We start from the raw sequence: 16,646 nt of genomic DNA, 5'->3' as shown, positions 1-16,646 counted from the left end.
CCTAGTGTCCTTCGAGGCGAGCGCGGCGTTCGGCCGACAGATCGGCGAGCCACTGCGGCTGCAGCATGTGCCAATCAGCGGGATGCTCGGCGATACCGGACTGGAAGTGACGGGCCAATTCCTGGGTGATGGCACCGATATCGCCGGACGAGGTGTTCAGCGGGGCGTGAATCCGCAGTCCCCAACCGTCGTTCTCGAACCAGGTGTGCACCGGCAGCAGGGCGGCCCCGGTCTCACACGCCAATCTGGCAGGCCCACCCGGCAGCCGGGTCGCCTCACCGAAGAACTCGACCTGCACCCCGGACCGGGTCAAGTCGCGGTCCGACATCAGGCACACCAGGCCGTTGTCACGCAACCGGTCGGCCAAGACCTCGGCGGGCGGACGCGCGCCACCGGTCAGCGGGAGCACCTCGAAGCCCAGGCTTTCCCGGTAGTCGACGAAACGCTGGTACAGCGACTCGGGTTTCAGACGCTCGGCAACGGTGGCGAATCTGCCGTAGGTGTTGGTCAACCACACCCCGGCGATATCCCAGTTACCGCTGTGCGGAAGGGCCAGGACCACTCCGCGGCCGGCCTGCAGCGCCGTCTCGACGTGGTGATGACCCGCTACGCGATCCTGTACCCGCGCAGCCACCGCGACATGATCCATCGACGGCAACCGGAATGCCTCGCGCCAGTACCGACCGTAGGAGGCCAATGAGGCGCGCACCAGGGAGTCGGGCACCTGCGCGGGCGGCACACCGATGACACGCGCCAAGTTCTTGCGCAACTGGGCCGGTCCACCGCCGCGCGCGGCGTACAGCGCACCGGCATCGAACATGTTGCGGGCGGCGAACTCCGGCATGGCGCGCACCAGCTGCCAACCGGCCGCGTATCCCAGGTCCGACAGCTGACCCCCGAGGGGCACCCGGAAGCCGCGGACATTCGGCAGTCCCGCCGATGGCGTGCTCACTGACCGTCCTCGGCGGGTTTCGCCGGCAGGGGCTCCATGGCGCCCGGCGAGGTGCGCACGGCATGCAACCGCTGCGCCACCGTCACGAGGCTGGCCGCGGCGAGCAACCACATGGCGATGTCGAGCAACACCGGCAACCCGAAGAGCCCGGCGAACCCGGCGCCCATCAGCACGATGACCAGCCGTTCGGGGCGCTCGATGATGCCACCGTCACCGCGCAGCCCACTGGCCTCGGCGCGGGCCTTGATATAGGAGATGACCTGAGAGGTGACCAAGCAGATCAGACCGGCCACCACCAGGGCGGTGTCATGGGCGCCGAAGGCCGCCCACCACACCAGTCCGCCGAATATCGCACCGTCGCTGAGCCGGTCGCAGGTCGCGTCCAGCACGGCGCCGAATCGCGTTCCGCCACCGCGCTCTCGGGCCATCGCCCCGTCGAGCATGTCGGCCAGCACGAAGAAGAAGACCGCCACCGAGCCCCACCACAGCTGCCCCATCGGGTACAGCGTGAGTGCCGCCACGATGGAGCCGGCGGTACCCAGGATGGTGATGCTGTCCGGGGTGAGGCCGGTGCGCAGAGCCGCCCTGGCCACCGGTCCCGAAATCTTGGTGTAGGCAGCCCGGGTCATCAGGTAGAAGTTGCTCATGGCCCGGACTGCTCCGCCTGCCTGGCCCACTCGTCGGCCAGTAGGGTGCGTGTCTCGCTCAGCAGCTGCGGGATCACCTTCGACCCGCCGATGATGGTGATGAAATTCGCGTCACCGCCCCAGCGGGGCACGACGTGCATGTGCAGGTGTTCGGCCAGCGATCCGCCCGCCGACGTGCCGAGGTTCAGCCCGACGTTGAACCCGTGCGGGCGCGATACCGCCTTGATCACCCGAATAGCTTTCTGGGTGAAGGCCATCAGCTCGGCGGTCTCCTCGGTGCTCAGATCCTCCAACTCGGACACCCGCCGATACGGCACCACCATCAGATGGCCGGGGTTGTACGGGTACAGGTTCAGCACCGCATACACCAGTTCACCGCGGGCCACCATCAAGCCGTCCTCGTCCGACATCCCTGGGATGTCGGTGAACGGTTCCTTCGACAGCGCCGAACCGGAACCCTTCTTCATCGGCGACTCGGCGATGTAACTCATCCGGTGCGGTGTCCACAGCCGCTGCAGATGGTCCGGGTCACCGACGCCGGTGTCGATGATCGCGTCGTTGCCGTCGGTGGCTTCTGTCATGTCGGCACCGACAGCAGATCCGCGGTGGGAGTGGCATTCTCGCGGCGGGCGATCCAGTCCACGATCGCGTCGACGGCGGCGGCGCGCGGAATCCCGTTGACCTGGGTGCGGTCACCGAATCGGAAGCTGACCGCGCCGGCGTCGACGTCCTTGTCACCGGCGAGGAGCATGAACGGCACGCGCTGGTTGGTGTGGTTGACGATCTTCTTGGCCATCCGGTCGTCGCTGCCGTCCACCTCCACCCGCACACCGCGGGAACGCAGTTGCGCGGCAACATCTTCCAGGTATGGAAGATGTGCGTCAGCGACGGGCACGCCGACCACCTGCACGGGCGCGAGCCACGCCGGGAACGCGCCGGCGTAATGCTCGGTGAGCACTCCGAAGAACCGCTCGATGGAACCGAATAGCGCGCGGTGGATCAGCACGGGGCGCTGCCGGCTGCCGTCCGGGGCGGTGTACTCCAACTCGAACCGGTCGGGCATGTTGAAATCGAGCTGGATGGTCGACATCTGCCAGTTACGGCCCAGCGCATCCTTGACCTGCACCGAGATCTTGGGACCGTAGAAGGCCGCGCCTCCGGGATCGGGCACCAGGTCCAGTCCGGAGGTCTCGGCGACCTCACGCAGCGTGGCGGTAGCCTCCTCCCACAGCTCGTCCGAGCCCACCGACTTCTCCGGGTCCCTGGTCGAGAGCTCCAGGTAGAAGTCATCGAGGCCGTAGTCGGACAGCAGGTCCAGGACGAACTGCAGCAGCGAGGTCAGCTCGTCGCGCATCTGCTCGCGGGTGGTGTAGATGTGCGCATCATCCTGGGTCATGCCGCGCACCCGGGTCAGGCCGTGCACCACGCCGGACTTCTCGTACCGGTACACCGAACCGAACTCGAAGAGCCGCAACGGAAGTTCGCGGTAGGAACGTCCGCGGGACCGGTAGATCAGGTGGTGCATGGGGCAGTTCATCGGCTTGAGGTAGTAGTCCTGGCCGGGCTTGCGGACCGTGCCGTCCTCGTTGTATTCGGCGTCGATCTGCATCGGCGGGAACATGCCGTCGGCGTACCACTCCAGGTGCCCCGAGGTGATGTACAGGTTTTCCTTGGTGATGTGCGGGGTGTTGACGAACTGGTAGCCGGCCTGCTCGTGCTTGCGCCGCGAGTAGTCCTCCAGTTCTTTGCGGATGATGCCGCCCTTGGGGTGGAAGACCGGCAGACCCGAGCCGAGCTCGTCGGGGAAGCTGAACAGGTCCAGCTCGACGCCGAGCTTGCGGTGATCGCGACGCTGGGCCTCCTCGATCAGTTCGAGATGCTTGTCGAGGGCTTCCTGGGATTCCCATGCGGTCCCGTACACCCGCTGCAGGCTTGCGTTGGCCTGATTGCCACGCCAGTAGGCAGCGCTGCTGCGGGTCAGTTTGAACGCCGGGATGTAGCGGGTGGTGGGGATGTGCGGGCCGCGGCACAGGTCGCCCCAGATGCGTTCCTTGGTGCGCGGATTCAGATTGTCGTAGGCGGTCAACTCATCGCCGCCGACCTCCATCACCTCCGGGTCGTCGGCACCGGATTTGTCGTCGACCAGTTCGAGCTTGTAGGGCTCGCCGGAAAGCTCTTCGCGCGCCTGCTCTTTGGACTCGTAGACGCGTCGCGAGAACAGCTGACCGTCCTTGATGATCTTGGCCATTCGCTTCTCCAGCTTGGCCAGGTCCTCGGGGGTGAACGGTTCGGCGACGTCGAAGTCGTAGTAGAAGCCGTCGGTGATGGGCGGGCCGATGCCGAGCTTGGCCTGCGGGAACAGCTCCTGCACCGCCTGCGCCAGCACGTGGGCGCACGAGTGTCGGATGACGCTGCGGCCGTCCTCGGTGTCGGCGGCCACCGGCTCGACGTCCACGTCGGTATCCGGGGTCCAGCTCAGGTCGCGCAGCCGGCCGTCGGCATCGCGGACGACCACGACGGCATCGGGGGCGCCGCGCTCGGGCAGTCCCGCCTCGCGCACCGCCGCCCCGGCGGTAGTCCCGGCAGCAACCCGGATCGGGGCTGCGGGGGCTTTACTGGCGGCGGCGGTCATCGGTGGATCTCCTCATCGGCTCAAGTGAATCGCGACCATGCTATCGGGGTTGTGCCAGCGCAATGCCTACGACCCGATGCCGATCGGGCTCTTCAGCCAGGACCAATCGATTCCGACCCAGCCCGCGACCAGCGCGACGGCGCCGAACAGCCATAGCGTTGCGATGACGAAGGCTGCCGTCACCAGCGCACTGAGCGCCTTGACCGCGATGTGCTGCCTGCCGAACCAGTCCATCGCCTTGTCGTAGCGGGCTCGCACCCACTGCAGGACGACCTGCGCGGCGCGGAACTCCGTGGCCAGGATGCCCAGCCCGAGGAACACGATGGCCCACCCGGGGCCCGGGTACGGGATGGCGATGATGCCGACGATCAGTACCAGGGTGCCGACCACGCCGACGACCGTCCGATAGACCAGGTCGGCGACCGGCCGGTCACGCAACTTATCGCGCCACCGCGCCCAGGCCCGCTTGTCGTGCTTACCGGTGTCGGTCACGGCTGCCCCGGCTTGAGTCGCACGAAGAGCGCGTCGGCCTCGGTGAGCACCTCGTCACCGTCGAGCAGCCGGCCGCTGACGAAGATCTTGCGTCCCTCGATGCGGTCGATACCGGCCTCGACCTGCAGTTCGCGACCGATGGGAACGATCTTGCGGTAGTCGATGCCCAGATGCGCGGTGCGCTGGTAGAGGCTCTTGGTGAGCTTGGCGGTGGTGAACCCGAGCAGCGAGTCGAACAGCAGTCCGAGCACCCCGCCGTGCACGGCACTGTTGCGGCCCAGGTGGTAGCGACGGAACACCACGGTACCGGTCACCCGCTCGTCGACGACGCGCAGATCCATCGGGACCGACATGATGTTGCCCCGGTTGGGCAGGTCGAGCCTGCGTCCAGACGGGGAGTGCCATTCGTCGGCCTCGTAGGGCGCCAGCAACGCCGAGACCTTCTCGACCAGATCGGCCGCCTCGCTGATCACCTCGTCGGGTGCGTCGGCCGCCCGGGCGTGGTCCTGCAGGGTGCGGACCGCCTCGACGAAACGTCCGTAGTCGGGGCCCCCCTTTTCGGTCGGCTCGGGCGGGTTGAACCCGCCGCCGGGGTGCGCGGTGCCGGTGCTCACGGCTGTCACGTTATTGCACGGCCGCGCCGCCGCAGCGCACGCGCCTGCGATAGTGGCAGGGATGGATCTGACCTATGCCGAGGTGGGTGCGACCAAGGGCCCGCTGCCCGCCGGTTATCAGCACGTCCGGGTTGCCGCGGTGATCGGGCACGGGCGCGCGCGCTTCGAGGAGGCCGCCGACGCCGTCCTGCACTGGGGCATGCAGCGCGGCGCGGGGGTGCTGGTGCATGCCGACGCCGAGTCCGCCGCTGTGGGGGTCGAGGTGACCGTGGGCTTCTGGCCGCTGCGGGCACCGTGCCGGGTGGTCTATCTGCTCGACGAGCCGGACCGGCGCGGTTTCGCCTACGGGACGTTGCCGGGTCACCCGGAGACCGGCGAGGAACTGTTCGCGGTGCGCTACGACCCCACCGACGGCTCGGTGCAGGCCGAGGTGACGGCCTTCGCCAGGCACGCGACGTGGTGGAGCAAGCTGGGCGGTCCGGTGACCCGGTTGGCCCAGCGGCTGATCACGCGCCGCTATCTGAGCGCGGTGTAGCCGCCGTTCAGTTCCCGCCGGTCAGTGCCCAGGCCCGTTCGGCCAACCCGCGGTAGCGGGTGCGGAACAGGTCGGTGCCCGCGCGGGCGTCGGCGGCGTTACCGTCCAGACCGCGTCGCCACACCCCCGCCACGATCGCGGCCAACCGGAACATCGAGAAGATGACGAAGATCGGCAGATCCTGCGGGATCTCGCGGCCGGCGTGGCGGCAGTAGTCGGCGACGAAGGCGGCTTCGTCCGGGATCCCGGTGCCGGTCAGATCCTCCCCTGCGACCCCCATCAGCGGATCGCTGTCCCCGGGCAGGTGATAGGTCATCGCCGCGTAGCCCAGATCGGCCAGCGGATGGCCGATGGTGGACAGCTCCCAGTCCAGCACGGCCACGATGCGTGGCTCTGTGGGGTGTAACAGCACGTTTCCCAGCCGGTAGTCACCGTGGGCGATACAGGACTCGTCGGTGGCCGGCAGATGCGCGGGCAGCCACGCGGCCAGTCGGTCCATCTCGGCGCACTCCTCGACCTTGACGGTCTGCCACGTCGTGGTCCACAGCGCCACCTGGCGCGCCAGATACCCGTCCGGGCGCCCGAAGTCGGGCAGCCCGACCGAGCGCCAGTCCACGGTGTGCAGGGCGGCCAGCACCCTGGCCAGGTCCTGGTACACCGCCGAGCGTTCGGCAGGTGTGCCCTCGCGCAGCACCCGGTCGGCGAAGATCCGGCCCGGCACGTGGTCCATCACGAAGAACGGGGTGCCCAGCACCGAGTCGTCGGTGCACAACACCCGCATCCGGGGTACCGGCACCGGGCTGTCGGCCAGCGCGGACATCACCCGGTACTCGCGTGCCACATCATGCGCCTTGGGCAGCAGCACCCCCGGCGGCTTCTTGCGCAGAACGAATTCGCCTGTGGCACTACGGATATGAAAGGTGGGATTGCTCTGACCGCCCTGGAACTGGCGGATCTGAAGCGGACCGTCGATACCGTGCCCACCCAGAAATCCGGCCAGCGCGTGCTCGTCGAATCGATGCTGGGGCAGGACGTCGACGAGTTCGGGCACACCAGGCATCTCGGCAGCGTCTCATATCCGTTCACCGGGCCGACGCGCATTGAGCGCGCGCGGTACGCCCGTGACTGCAAGACTTCGATCATGACCGATGTCGCCGCCTCCGCGCCCGCCTATGAACCCAGCCGCACCGGACTGTCGGCCGACGCGCTGCGACGGGGCATCATCGACCACATCCGCTACTCGATCGGCCGCCCGGCCGCGGCCCTGCGTCCCGAGCACTACTACCGGGCGCTGGCGCTGGCGGTGCGGGACCGGATGCAGGACAACCGGGTCGCCTCCACCCAGACATCGCTGGACCTGGGCAGCAAGCTCACCTGTTACCTGTCCGCGGAGTTCTTGATGGGCCCCCAACTGGGTGCCAACCTGCTCAACCTCGGCATCGAGAACGCCGCGCGCACCGCGCTGGCCGAGCTCGGCCAGGACCTCGAGGAGGTGCTGGACTGCGAGGAGGAGCCAGGGTTGGGCAACGGCGGTCTCGGCCGACTGGCCGCCTGCTATCTGGACTCGCTGGCCACCCTGGAGCGGCCCGCCATCGGCTACGGGATCCGCTACGAGTTCGGCATCTTCGACCAGGAGCTGCAGGACGGGTGGCAGGTCGAGAAGACCGACAACTGGTTGCTCAACGGGAATCCCTGGGAGATCGCCAAACCCGATGTGCACTACCCGGTGCTGTGGGGCGGGCACACCGAGCGCTATCACGACGACGCCGGGGTGCTGCGCGCCCGCTGGATCCCCCAGCGCGTCATCCAGGGCGTCGCCTATGACACCCCGATCCAGGGCTACGGCGTCAAGACCTGCAATGTGCTCACCTTGTGGAGCGCGCGGGCGGTGCAATCCTTTGCCCTGGAGGCGTTCAACACCGGCGACTATTACAAGGCCGTCGAGGAGGAGGTCACCTCCGAAACCGTCACCAAGGTGCTCTACCCCAATGACGAGCCCGAGGTGGGCAAGCGGCTGCGCCTGCTGCAGCAGTTCTTCTTCGTCTCCTGCTCGCTGCAGCACGTCCTGCACATCGTCGACGATCTGGCCGATCTGTCCATCTACGAACTGGCCGACAAGTTCGCCATCCAGCTCAACGACACACACCCCTCGATCGGTGTCGCCGAATTGATGCGCCTGTTGGTCGACGAGCGCCGCCTGGACTGGAACACGGCGTGGGCGATCACGGTGGCCACCTTCGGGTACACCAACCACACGCTGCTGCCGGAGGCGTTGGAGAAGTGGCCGCTGGGCATCTTCGGGGAGAGCCTGCCGCGCCACCTGGAGATCATCTACGAGATCAACAGCCGGTTCCTCGACGAGGTCCGGGCGCGCTTCCCCGGTGACGAGGACCGGGTGCGGCGGATGTCGCTGATCGACGAGGACGGAGCCAAGTCGGTGCGGATGGCGCATCTGGCGACCGTGGGCAGCCATGCCATCAACGGGGTTGCCGCCCTGCACAGCGAGCTGCTCAAGGACAGCGTCCTCAAAGATTTCTACGAGATGTGGCCGGAGCGGTTCTCCAACAAGACCAACGGGGTGACCCCGCGCCGGTTCGTCGCGCTGTCCAATCCCGGGCTGCGGCAGCTGTTCGACCGCACCGTCGGCGACGGCTGGCTGACCCACCTGGACCGGTTGCGTGGGCTGGAGGCCTTCATCGACGATGACGGTTTCCGCGCCGAATGGCGTGATGTCAAGCGCGCGAACAAGTCCCGCCTGGCCGACTTCGTCTACGCCGAGACCGGTGTCGAGCTCGATCCGACCTGGTTGTTCGACATCCAGGTCAAGCGCATCCACGAGTACAAGCGTCAGCACCTCAACGTGCTCAACATCGTCACCCAGTATCTGCGCATCAAGAACAATCCCGGCATCGACATGGCGCCGCGGGCCTACATCTTCGGCGGCAAGGCCGCGCCCGGGTACTTCCTGGCAAAGCGGATCATCAAGCTCATCACCGCCGTCGGCGACATGATCAACTTCGATCCCGAGGTCAATCGGTACATGAAGGTGGTCTTCCTGCCGAACTTCAACGTGCAGAACGCCCACCTGATCTATCCGGCCGCCAACCTCTCCGAGCAGATCTCCACCGCGGGCAAGGAGGCCTCGGGAACCGGCAACATGAAATTCATGATGAACGGCGCGTTGACCATCGGCACGCTCGACGGTGCCAACGTCGAGATCCGCGCCGAGGCCGGTCCGGAGAACTTCTTCCTGTTCGGGCTCACCGTGGACGAGGTCGAGGAGCTCAAACGCAGCGGTTACCGGCCATCGTCGTATATCGCCGCGGACCCGGAGCTGCGGGCCGTCCTCGATCTGATTGCCGGCGGCCACTTCTCGCACGGGGACACCGAGGTGTTCCGGCCGCTGATCGAAAACCTCACCCACCACGATCCGTTCTTGGTGCTGGCCGACTACGCCTCGTATGTGGCGTGCCAGGACCGGGTCAGCGCCGCATGGCAGGACCGTGACGCCTGGTCGCGGATGTCGATCCTCAACTCCGCCCGCAGCGGAAAATTCTCCTCCGACCGGGCCATCGCTGAATACTGCGATGACATCTGGGGGGTGCACGCCGTCACGGTGACGAACGGAAAATGACGCGGGTGTTTATATCGCGCCAGTCGTGGTAGGCCTGGAACATGACGGCATCCGCATCCCTGACCGAGGACGAAGTCACCGCGCTGGACGCGTATTGGCGGGCGGCGAATTATCTGTCCGTCGGCCAGATCTATCTGCTGGACAATCCGCTGCTACGCGAGGACCTGGCACCCGAGCACGTCAAGCCGCGGCTACTGGGACACTGGGGTACCACGCCGGGTCTGAACCTGCTGTACGCGCACCTGAATCGGGTGATCCGGCAGCGTGACGCCGACGTCATCTACATCACCGGCCCCGGGCACGGCGGCCCGGGACTGGTGGCCAACGCCTACCTGGAGGGCACCTATTCGGAGGTGTACACCGGCATCGGTGAGAACGTCGAGGGTCTGCGGAAGCTGTTTCGGCAGTTCTCCTTTCCCGGCGGTATCCCCAGCCACGTCGCCGCCGAGACGCCGGGTTCCATCCACGAGGGCGGTGAGCTCGGCTACGCACTGGTGCATGCGTTCGGCGCAGCCTTCGACAACCCCGACCTGGTCGTCGCCGCCGTGGTCGGAGACGGTGAGGCCGAGACCGGGCCGTTGGCCACCAGCTGGCATTCCAACAAGTTCCTCGACCCGGTCCGGGACGGCGCGGTGTTGCCGATCCTGCATCTCAACGGCTACAAGATCGCCAACCCGACGGTGCTCGCCCGCATCCCGGACGAGGAACTCGACGCGCTGATGCGTGGCTACGGCTATATCCCGATCACCGTCGCCGGCGACGATCCCGCCGATGTGCACCGTCAGCTGGCGGCCGCACTCGATGATGCGTTCGACCAGATCGCGGCCATCCAACGGGCGGCACGCGAAGATGGTCAGACCGGCCGTCCACTCTGGCCGATGATCATCCTGCGGACCCCGAAGGGCTGGACCGGGCCCCACGAGGTGGACGGCAAGAAGGTCGAGGGCACGTGGCGTTCGCATCAGGTGCCGTTGTCGGAAACGCGGACCAACGCAGCACACCTGGAGGCGCTGCGGGACTGGATGCGCAGTTATCGGCCCGAGGAGTTGTTCGACGAATCCGGTGCACTGCGCCCCGAGCTGCGTGCCCTGGCCCCGGTCGGTGACCGGCGGATGAGCGCCAACCCGCACGCCAACGGCGGTGTGCTCCTGCGTGAGCTGGACCTACCGCCGATTGCGCACTACGCCGTGGACGTACCCAACCCAGCCGCCGCCACCGGCGAGGCGACCCGGGTGCTGGGTACGTTCTTACGCGATGTGATCGCCGCCAATCCCGACAACTTCCGCCTGATGGGACCCGACGAGACCGCGTCGAACCGACTGTCGGCGGTGTTGGAAGAGACCGACAAGGTCTGGGAGGCAGAGCAATCCGCCGACGACGAGCATCTGGCGCCCGATGGCCGCGTCATGGAGGTGCTGTCCGAACACATGTGCCAGGGTTGGCTGGAGGGCTATCTGCTGACCGGACGGCACGGCTTCTTCAGCTGTTACGAGGCTTTCATCCACATCGTCGACAGCATGGCCAACCAGCACGCCAAATGGCTGTCCAGCAGCAATCATGTCGACTGGCGTCGGCCCATCGCCTCGCTGAATTACCTTCTCACATCCCATGTCTGGCGCCAGGATCACAACGGCGCCTCGCACCAGGATCCCGGGTTCATCGACCATGTCGCCAACAAGCGGCCCGAGGTCGTGCGGGTGTACCTGCCGCCCGATGCCAATACGCTGCTGTCGGTGGCCGACCACTGCCTGCGCAGCAAGCAGTACATCAACGTCATCGTGGCCGGGAAGCAGCCCGCACTGAACTACCTGACCATGGACGAGGCCGTCGCGCACTGCACCCGCGGGGCGGGCATCTGGGAGTGGGCGAGCACCACGACCGGTGGGCACTGCGAACCCGATGTGGTGTTGGCCTGCGCGGGCGATATCCCGACGCTGGAAACCCTTGCCGCGGCCGATATCCTGCGCCGCCGACTGCCCGACCTCAAGGTGCGGGTGGTCAATGTGGTCGACATCATGCGCCTGCAGCCGGATTCCGAACATCCGCACGGGATGTCCGACCACGAGTTCGATGCGCTGTTCACCACCGACAAGCCGATCATCTTCGCTTACCACGGCTATCCGTGGCTGATTCACCGTCTTGCCTACCGGCGCGCAAATCATGATCAACTTCACGTTCGGGGTTTCAAGGAGCGCGGGACCACAACAACCCCGTTCGACATGGTGATGCTCAACGATCTGGACCGCTTCCACCTGGTCATCGACGTCATCGACCGTGTCGAGGGCCTGGGCAGCAACGCCGCCGGGCTACGTCAGGAGATGGTGGACGCACGGCTTCAGGCGCGTCTGTACACCCGGGAACATGGCGAAGATCACCCGTCGATCACCGGATGGACCTGGGAGCGGTGGGACTGACGTTTTCGCATCTCGCGGGACGGGTAACAATACTTGCATCCGGTCGACCGAAAGGAATACCGCGATGCCGACACCGGCAAAGAACAACTCTCCTCGGCCCGACGCCATGCGCAACTGGGTCCTCGTCCCGATTGTCACCTCCGTGCTGCTCACCATCGCAGCAATAGTGCTCCTTGTCGCCAATCGCTGACCCTCGGGATTACCGCGGTCGGACAATGGGTTGAATCGATCCATGAGCGTCGACACCCTCTTCACACCTCTGACCGTTCGCTCGCTGACGGTGCCCAACCGCTTCGCGATGGCGCCGATGACGCGGCAAGCCTCACCCGGTGGCGTGCCCGGCGCCGATGTCGCGGAGTATTACCGCCGCCGAGCGGCGGGCGGAGTCGGTCTGATCATCACCGAGGGTGTCCGCCTTCCCGATCCGGCCGCGGGCCACCCGACCTCGGTCCCGACCATCGCCGGCGCCGAGGTGCTCGACGGGTGGCGTCGGGTTACCGATGCGGTACACGACGAGGGCGGGACGGTGGCCGCGCAGCTGTGGCACCAAGGCGCCGAGCGCAGCGACTCCGATGGTGTGACGGTGGTCAGCCCGTCCGGGCTCAACGGTAAGGGCGAGCCGAAGGGCCGGGCCCTGCACCGCGATGAACTGGTCTCGGTGGCCGCCTCCTTCGCCGATGCCGCGGTGGCGGCACGCGATGTCGGTTTCGACGCGATCGAGATCCACGGCGCGCACGGCTACCTGATCGACGAATTCCTCTGGGAGAAGACCAATCAGCGCACCGACTCCTACGGCGGATCGCTGGTTGCCAGGACCCGATTCCCCGCCGAGGTGGTCGCCGCGGTGCGAGCAGCCGTCGGCCCCGACTACCCGATCATCTTCCGCTTCTCGCAGTGGAAGGGCGCCGACTACTCGGCCACCATCGCTGCCGATGCGGGTGAACTCGAGGCGATCCTGACGCCGCTGGCAGACGCCGGTGTGGACGTCTTCCATCCGTCGACCCGTCGCCATTACGTGCCCGCGTTCGCCGATTCCGGCAGCGAGCTCAGCCTGGCCGGCTGGACCAAGAAGATCACCGGGCTGCCGGTCATCGCGGTCGGCTCGGTGGGCTTGCAGACCCAGTTCCGCAGTGAGAAGCCCGGCCAACTGATAGAACCCGACTCGGCGGATCGGCTGGTCGCCCAGTTCGAGGCCGGTGAGTTCGATATCGCGGCGGTGGGCCGAGCACTGCTGGCCGATCCGGCGTGGGTGAACCGGCTGCGCGAGGGCACACTGGCCGATTTCGCCGGCTACGACCCGGCGAAGGCGTTGGCAGCGTTGGCATGACCGAGTGGAGCGAATCAGGCTGCGTAGATCCCTTGCCACGATCGTCCGCCCGCGCAGACTGAGAGTGTGAGCAGAATCGTGGCGCCGCTGCACCTGGGCATCGCCCTCGACGGCACCGGCTGGCACCCGGCATCGTGGCGTCTGCCCGACGCCCGACCCATCGATGTGCTCACCGCTGGCTACTGGACCGAACTGGTGGCCGAGGCCGAACGCGGGATGGTTGATTTCGTCACCATCGAAGACAGCCTGGCGTTGCAGTCGGATCACCCGTTCCGCCCGGACACCCGCACCGACCGGCTGCGCGGGCGCCTGGATGCCGTGCAGATCGCGGCGCGGGTGGCTCCTGCGACCCGCCACATCGGTTTGATCCCGACCGCCATCACCACCCATACCGAGCCGTTCCATGTGTCCAAGGCCATCGCGACGCTCGACTATGTGAGCGCGGGTCGTGCCGGTGTCCGCGTTCAGGTTTCGTCCAACCCGGAATCGGTGGGCCATTTCGGCCGCGTGGTCGCCGACGACGCGATGGCCGAAGCCGCCGACCATGTCGAGTTGCTGCGTAGGCTCTGGGACAGCTGGGAGGACGACGCGGAGATCCGCGACGCCGCCACCGGACGGTTCATCGACCGCGACAAGCTGCACTACATCGACTTCGAAGGCACCTGGTTCTCCGTCAAGGGCCCGTCGATCACTCCTCGCCCGCCCCAGGGTCAGCCACCGGTCGCCGCACTCGCCCACGGCGACCCGGCCTACCGGCTGGTCGCCGCCGGTGCCGATCTGGGCTTCATCACCCCGCACCATGCCGACGAGATCGCCGCCATCGCCGATACGATCGCCGCACACCGGCCGGCCGGGGCCACCGCCGTGCGAATCATCGCCGACCTGGTGGTGTTCCTGGGCGATACGCCCACCGCCGCCGCGGCGCACCGCGCGCAGCTCGATGAGCTGTTGGGCCGCGAATATGTCAGCGATGCAAAGGTTTTCGTCGGAACACCCGCGCAACTGGCCGACCTGTTGGGCCAATGGGACACCGCGGGCGCCGATGGTTTCCGATTGCGGCCGGCGGCGCTACCCGACGACCTGCACCAGATCACCGGCGGGCTCGTTCCCGAACTACAGCGCCGCGGGGCATTCCGGGACAGCTACGACGGATCCACCCTGCGTGAGCGGTTCGGACTGTCCCGCCCGGCAAATCGGTACGCACATCGTCAGGGCGGATATGAGTAAGCCAATCAAGCAGATTCACCTTGCCGCACATTTTCCCGGCGTCAACAACACGACGGTGTGGAGCGATCCGAAATCGGGCAGCCATATCGACTTCGCCTCATTCGCACACTTCGCGCGCACCGCCGAGCGCGGCAAGTTCGACTTCCTGTTCCTGGCCGAAGGGCTTCGGTTACGTGAGCAGGGCGGCGAGATCTACGACCTGGACGTGGTCGGCCGACCGGACACCTTCACGGTGTTGGCCGCGCTGGCGGCGGTGACCGACCGGTTGGGGCTGACCGGCACCATCAACTCGACGTTCAACGAACCCTATGAGGTGGCACGCCAATTCGCGTCGCTGGACCACCTGTCCGGTGGGCGGGCAGCGTGGAACGTCGTCACCTCGTGGGACGCCTTCACGGGGGAGAACTTCCGGCGCGGCGGGTTCCTGGCCGAGGACCAGCGCTACGCACGCGCGGAGAGTTTCCTGGCGGCCGCGCACACCTTGTTCGACTCGTGGCGCGGTGACGAGATCATCGCGGACAAGACGACCGGGACGTTCCTGTCCACCGGCGAGGCCGGCCGATTCGCCTATCGTGACGATCATTTCGACATCACCGGCCGTTTCAACGTGCCGCGCAGTCCGCAAGGTCGCCCGGTCATCTTTCAGGCCGGCGATTCCGATCACGGCCGCGAGTTCGCCGCCCGTGCCGCCGATGCGATCTTCTCCCGGCACGGCACCCTTGCCGACGGGCAGGCGTTCTATGCCGATGTGAAGGGCAGGCTCGCCGCCCACGGTCGTCGCCGCGACGAGCTGCTGATCCTGCCCGCCGCGACGTTCGTGCTCGGTGATACGGACGCCGAGGCCGCCGATATCGCCCACGAGGTGCGGTTGGCGCAGGTCTCCCCCGCGACGGCGATCAAATTCCTCGAACAGCTTTGGAATCGCGATCTGTCCGACCACGACCCGGACGGGCCGCTGCCCTCGGTGGATCCGGTCGTCGGTGAGAACACCATCGCCAGGGGCCGGGCCAGCGTGCGGATGCACCGCGACCCGGTGGCGGTTGCCGACGAGTGGCGTGCCAGAGCAGAGGCGGAGGGGCTCACCAGCCGGGAGCTGATCATCGAGGTCACCGGCCGGCAGAACTTCATCGGGTCGCCGGCGACGGTGGCCGATCAGATCAACACACTGGTGCAGGCCGATGCCAGCGACGGTTTCATCCTGGTGCCGCATGTCACCCCGGGTGGACTGGACCCGTTCGTCGATACGGTGGTGCCGCTGCTGCAGGAACGCGGGGTGTTCCGCGCCGACTACACGGGCAGCACGTTGCGCGAACACCTGGGACTGACTGGCTAGAAAGGGACCAAAGTCCCTGCCGAGTGCGGCCCTTGGACTCCGGTGCCGGTGACAGGAGTTTTCTACGGTCGAACCATGACCTACGTGATCGGATCGGCATGTATCGACGTGATGGACAAGTCGTGTGTGGCCGAGTGCCCGGCCGACTGCATCTACGAGGGCGCCCGGTCGATGTACATCAATCCCGACGAGTGCGTGGACTGCGGTGCCTGCCGCATCGCGTGCCGGGTTGACGCGATCGCCTACGAGAGCGACCTCGACGACAACGAGCTGCCCTATATGGCCGACAACGCGGCATTCTTCGAGACGGTGCTGCCGGGCCGCGACGGTCCCCTGGGCTCGCCGGGCGGGGCGGCTGCGGTGGGGCGCGTCGGTGTCGACACCCCGCTGGTGGCCGCGATGCCCGCACGCGACGTGCCCGCGCACTGACCCCTCCGCGCCGGGCGGGGGCATCATGGAGCCATGATCGAAATACTGACCGATATGCCCGCCGGCGTCACCGGGATCCGGGTCTCCGGGCGCATCTCCGGCGAGGAGCTGCGCGAGTTCCGACCCGTCATGGCGGACCTCGGCAAGGCCGCCGAGATCCGGATCGTCGAGGTGATCGACCCGGATTACGAAGGGTTCGGCCCCGGCGGGCTGACCGAGGACCTGAAGATGGGTTTCGGCGCGCTCTTGCAACACCATTCGGCGTTCAAACGGATCGCCGTGGTGTCCGACAAGGACTGGATACGCCATACGATGCATGCCATCGGCTGGATGGTCCCCGGCGAGCTGGCCGTGTTCGGCAGTGACGAGCTCGACCGGGCCGCCGAATGGGCCGCGCGCTGAGCGACCCA

The 16,646-nt window shown here is 67.0% G+C and carries 16 protein-coding genes; 9 read left to right on the top strand and 7 right to left on the bottom strand.

All coding sequences use genetic code 11. The features are described 5' to 3' along the window. Position 1: 1 nt before the first annotated feature. From PGN27_RS25260 to PGN27_RS25235, 6 genes are all read right to left on the bottom strand, one after another. A complete protein-coding gene (locus PGN27_RS25260) occupies positions 2 to 952 on the bottom strand; it encodes a phosphatidylinositol mannoside acyltransferase (protein WP_418888642.1) in 951 nt (316 codons plus the stop codon). Then, entirely contained in the window at positions 949 to 1,599 is a 651-nt protein-coding gene (gene pgsA / locus PGN27_RS25255) for a phosphatidylinositol phosphate synthase (RefSeq protein ID WP_335328568.1), read from the bottom strand. The genes PGN27_RS25260 and pgsA overlap by 4 nt, the downstream gene beginning before the upstream one ends. Further along, positions 1,596 to 2,180 (bottom strand): ATP adenylyltransferase, encoded by a 585-nt coding sequence (locus PGN27_RS25250; RefSeq protein WP_335328567.1) that lies wholly within the window; start codon positions 2,178 to 2,180, stop codon positions 1,596 to 1,598. Before PGN27_RS25250 ends, pgsA begins: the two co-directional genes overlap by 4 nt. After that, entirely contained in the window at positions 2,177 to 4,231 is a 2,055-nt protein-coding gene (gene thrS / locus PGN27_RS25245) for a threonine--tRNA ligase (protein ID WP_335328566.1), read from the bottom strand. The genes PGN27_RS25250 and thrS overlap by 4 nt, the downstream gene beginning before the upstream one ends. A 66-nt stretch (positions 4,232 to 4,297) precedes the next feature. Then, positions 4,298 to 4,723 (bottom strand): TIGR02611 family protein, encoded by a 426-nt coding sequence (locus PGN27_RS25240; protein WP_335328565.1) that lies wholly within the window; start codon positions 4,721 to 4,723, stop codon positions 4,298 to 4,300. Next, positions 4,720 to 5,337 carry a PaaI family thioesterase gene (locus PGN27_RS25235; RefSeq protein WP_335328564.1) on the bottom strand — a complete coding sequence of 206 codons (618 nt, stop codon included), beginning with the start codon at positions 5,335 to 5,337 and terminating at the stop codon, positions 4,720 to 4,722. Before PGN27_RS25235 ends, PGN27_RS25240 begins: the two co-directional genes overlap by 4 nt. 61 nt (positions 5,338 to 5,398) lie before the next feature. Between PGN27_RS25235 and PGN27_RS25230 the strand changes: the two genes are divergently transcribed. Beyond that, positions 5,399 to 5,872: a DUF1990 domain-containing protein gene (locus PGN27_RS25230; RefSeq protein WP_335328563.1), complete on the top strand. Its 474-nt coding sequence runs from the start codon at positions 5,399 to 5,401 to the stop codon at positions 5,870 to 5,872. A 7-nt stretch (positions 5,873 to 5,879) separates the two neighbouring features. On the opposite strand, the gene PGN27_RS25225 is transcribed toward PGN27_RS25230, so the two are convergent. Then, positions 5,880 to 6,932, bottom strand: a complete 1,053-nt coding sequence (locus tag PGN27_RS25225; RefSeq protein ID WP_335328562.1) for a phosphotransferase family protein — start codon at positions 6,930 to 6,932, stop codon at positions 5,880 to 5,882. Positions 6,933 to 7,013: 81 nt separating this feature from the next. On the opposite strand from PGN27_RS25225, the gene PGN27_RS25220 reads away from it, so the two are divergent. The 8 genes from PGN27_RS25220 (at position 7,014) to PGN27_RS25185 (ending at position 16,638) form a co-directional block, all read left to right on the top strand. Then, the gene (locus tag PGN27_RS25220; protein WP_335328856.1) at positions 7,014 to 9,506 is read left to right on the top strand and encodes a glycogen/starch/alpha-glucan phosphorylase; all 2,493 of its coding nucleotides are present in this window, start codon (positions 7,014 to 7,016) and stop codon (positions 9,504 to 9,506) included. 41 nt (positions 9,507 to 9,547) lie between these two features. Continuing rightward, positions 9,548 to 11,920, top strand: coding sequence for a phosphoketolase family protein (locus PGN27_RS25215; RefSeq protein ID WP_335328561.1), 2,373 nt, complete (start codon positions 9,548 to 9,550; stop codon positions 11,918 to 11,920). 64 nt (positions 11,921 to 11,984) lie between these two features. After that, positions 11,985 to 12,110 (top strand): hypothetical protein, encoded by a 126-nt coding sequence (locus PGN27_RS25210; RefSeq protein WP_335328560.1) that lies wholly within the window; start codon positions 11,985 to 11,987, stop codon positions 12,108 to 12,110. Positions 12,111 to 12,152: 42 nt separating this feature from the next. Next, positions 12,153 to 13,247: an oxidoreductase gene (locus PGN27_RS25205; protein ID WP_335328559.1), complete on the top strand. Its 1,095-nt coding sequence runs from the start codon at positions 12,153 to 12,155 to the stop codon at positions 13,245 to 13,247. 75 nt (positions 13,248 to 13,322) lie between these two features. Next, positions 13,323 to 14,474, top strand: coding sequence for an LLM class flavin-dependent oxidoreductase (locus tag PGN27_RS25200; protein ID WP_335328855.1), 1,152 nt, complete (start codon positions 13,323 to 13,325; stop codon positions 14,472 to 14,474). After that, on the top strand, positions 14,467 to 15,807 hold the full coding sequence (locus PGN27_RS25195) for an NtaA/DmoA family FMN-dependent monooxygenase (RefSeq protein WP_335328558.1): 1,341 nt from the start codon (positions 14,467 to 14,469) through the stop codon (positions 15,805 to 15,807). The genes PGN27_RS25200 and PGN27_RS25195 overlap by 8 nt, the downstream gene beginning before the upstream one ends. Before the next feature lie 75 nt (positions 15,808 to 15,882). Beyond that, positions 15,883 to 16,236 carry a ferredoxin gene (fdxA, locus tag PGN27_RS25190; protein WP_335328557.1) on the top strand — a complete coding sequence of 118 codons (354 nt, stop codon included), beginning with the start codon at positions 15,883 to 15,885 and terminating at the stop codon, positions 16,234 to 16,236. Positions 16,237 to 16,269: 33 nt separating this feature from the next. Beyond that, positions 16,270 to 16,638: a SpoIIAA family protein gene (locus PGN27_RS25185; RefSeq protein ID WP_335328555.1), complete on the top strand. Its 369-nt coding sequence runs from the start codon at positions 16,270 to 16,272 to the stop codon at positions 16,636 to 16,638. Positions 16,639 to 16,646 lie beyond the last annotated feature (8 nt).

The organism is Mycolicibacterium neoaurum (assembly GCF_036946495.1).
GTDB lineage: Bacteria > Actinomycetota > Actinomycetes > Mycobacteriales > Mycobacteriaceae > Mycobacterium > Mycobacterium neoaurum_B.
The sequence above is the reverse complement of the archived record's forward strand: the minus strand, read 5'-3'. Positions and strand labels throughout refer to the sequence as shown.

Coding starts and splice junctions, on each gene's coding strand:
- pgsA (WP_335328568.1), bottom strand. CDS start 1,599: ATGAGCAACTTCTACCTGATGACCCGGGCTGCCTACACCAAGATTTCG.
- PGN27_RS25250 (WP_335328567.1), bottom strand. CDS start 2,180: ATGACAGAAGCCACCGACGGCAACGACGCGATCATCGACACCGGCGTC.
- thrS (WP_335328566.1), bottom strand. CDS start 4,231: ATGACCGCCGCCGCCAGTAAAGCCCCCGCAGCCCCGATCCGGGTTGCT.
- PGN27_RS25230 (WP_335328563.1), top strand. CDS start 5,399: ATGGATCTGACCTATGCCGAGGTGGGTGCGACCAAGGGCCCGCTGCCC.
- PGN27_RS25225 (WP_335328562.1), bottom strand. CDS start 6,932: ATGCCTGGTGTGCCCGAACTCGTCGACGTCCTGCCCCAGCATCGATTC.
- PGN27_RS25220 (WP_335328856.1), top strand. CDS start 7,014: ATGACCGATGTCGCCGCCTCCGCGCCCGCCTATGAACCCAGCCGCACC.
- PGN27_RS25215 (WP_335328561.1), top strand. CDS start 9,548: ATGACGGCATCCGCATCCCTGACCGAGGACGAAGTCACCGCGCTGGAC.
- PGN27_RS25210 (WP_335328560.1), top strand. CDS start 11,985: ATGCCGACACCGGCAAAGAACAACTCTCCTCGGCCCGACGCCATGCGC.
- PGN27_RS25205 (WP_335328559.1), top strand. CDS start 12,153: ATGAGCGTCGACACCCTCTTCACACCTCTGACCGTTCGCTCGCTGACG.
- PGN27_RS25195 (WP_335328558.1), top strand. CDS start 14,467: ATGAGTAAGCCAATCAAGCAGATTCACCTTGCCGCACATTTTCCCGGC.
- fdxA (WP_335328557.1), top strand. CDS start 15,883: ATGACCTACGTGATCGGATCGGCATGTATCGACGTGATGGACAAGTCG.
- PGN27_RS25185 (WP_335328555.1), top strand. CDS start 16,270: ATGATCGAAATACTGACCGATATGCCCGCCGGCGTCACCGGGATCCGG.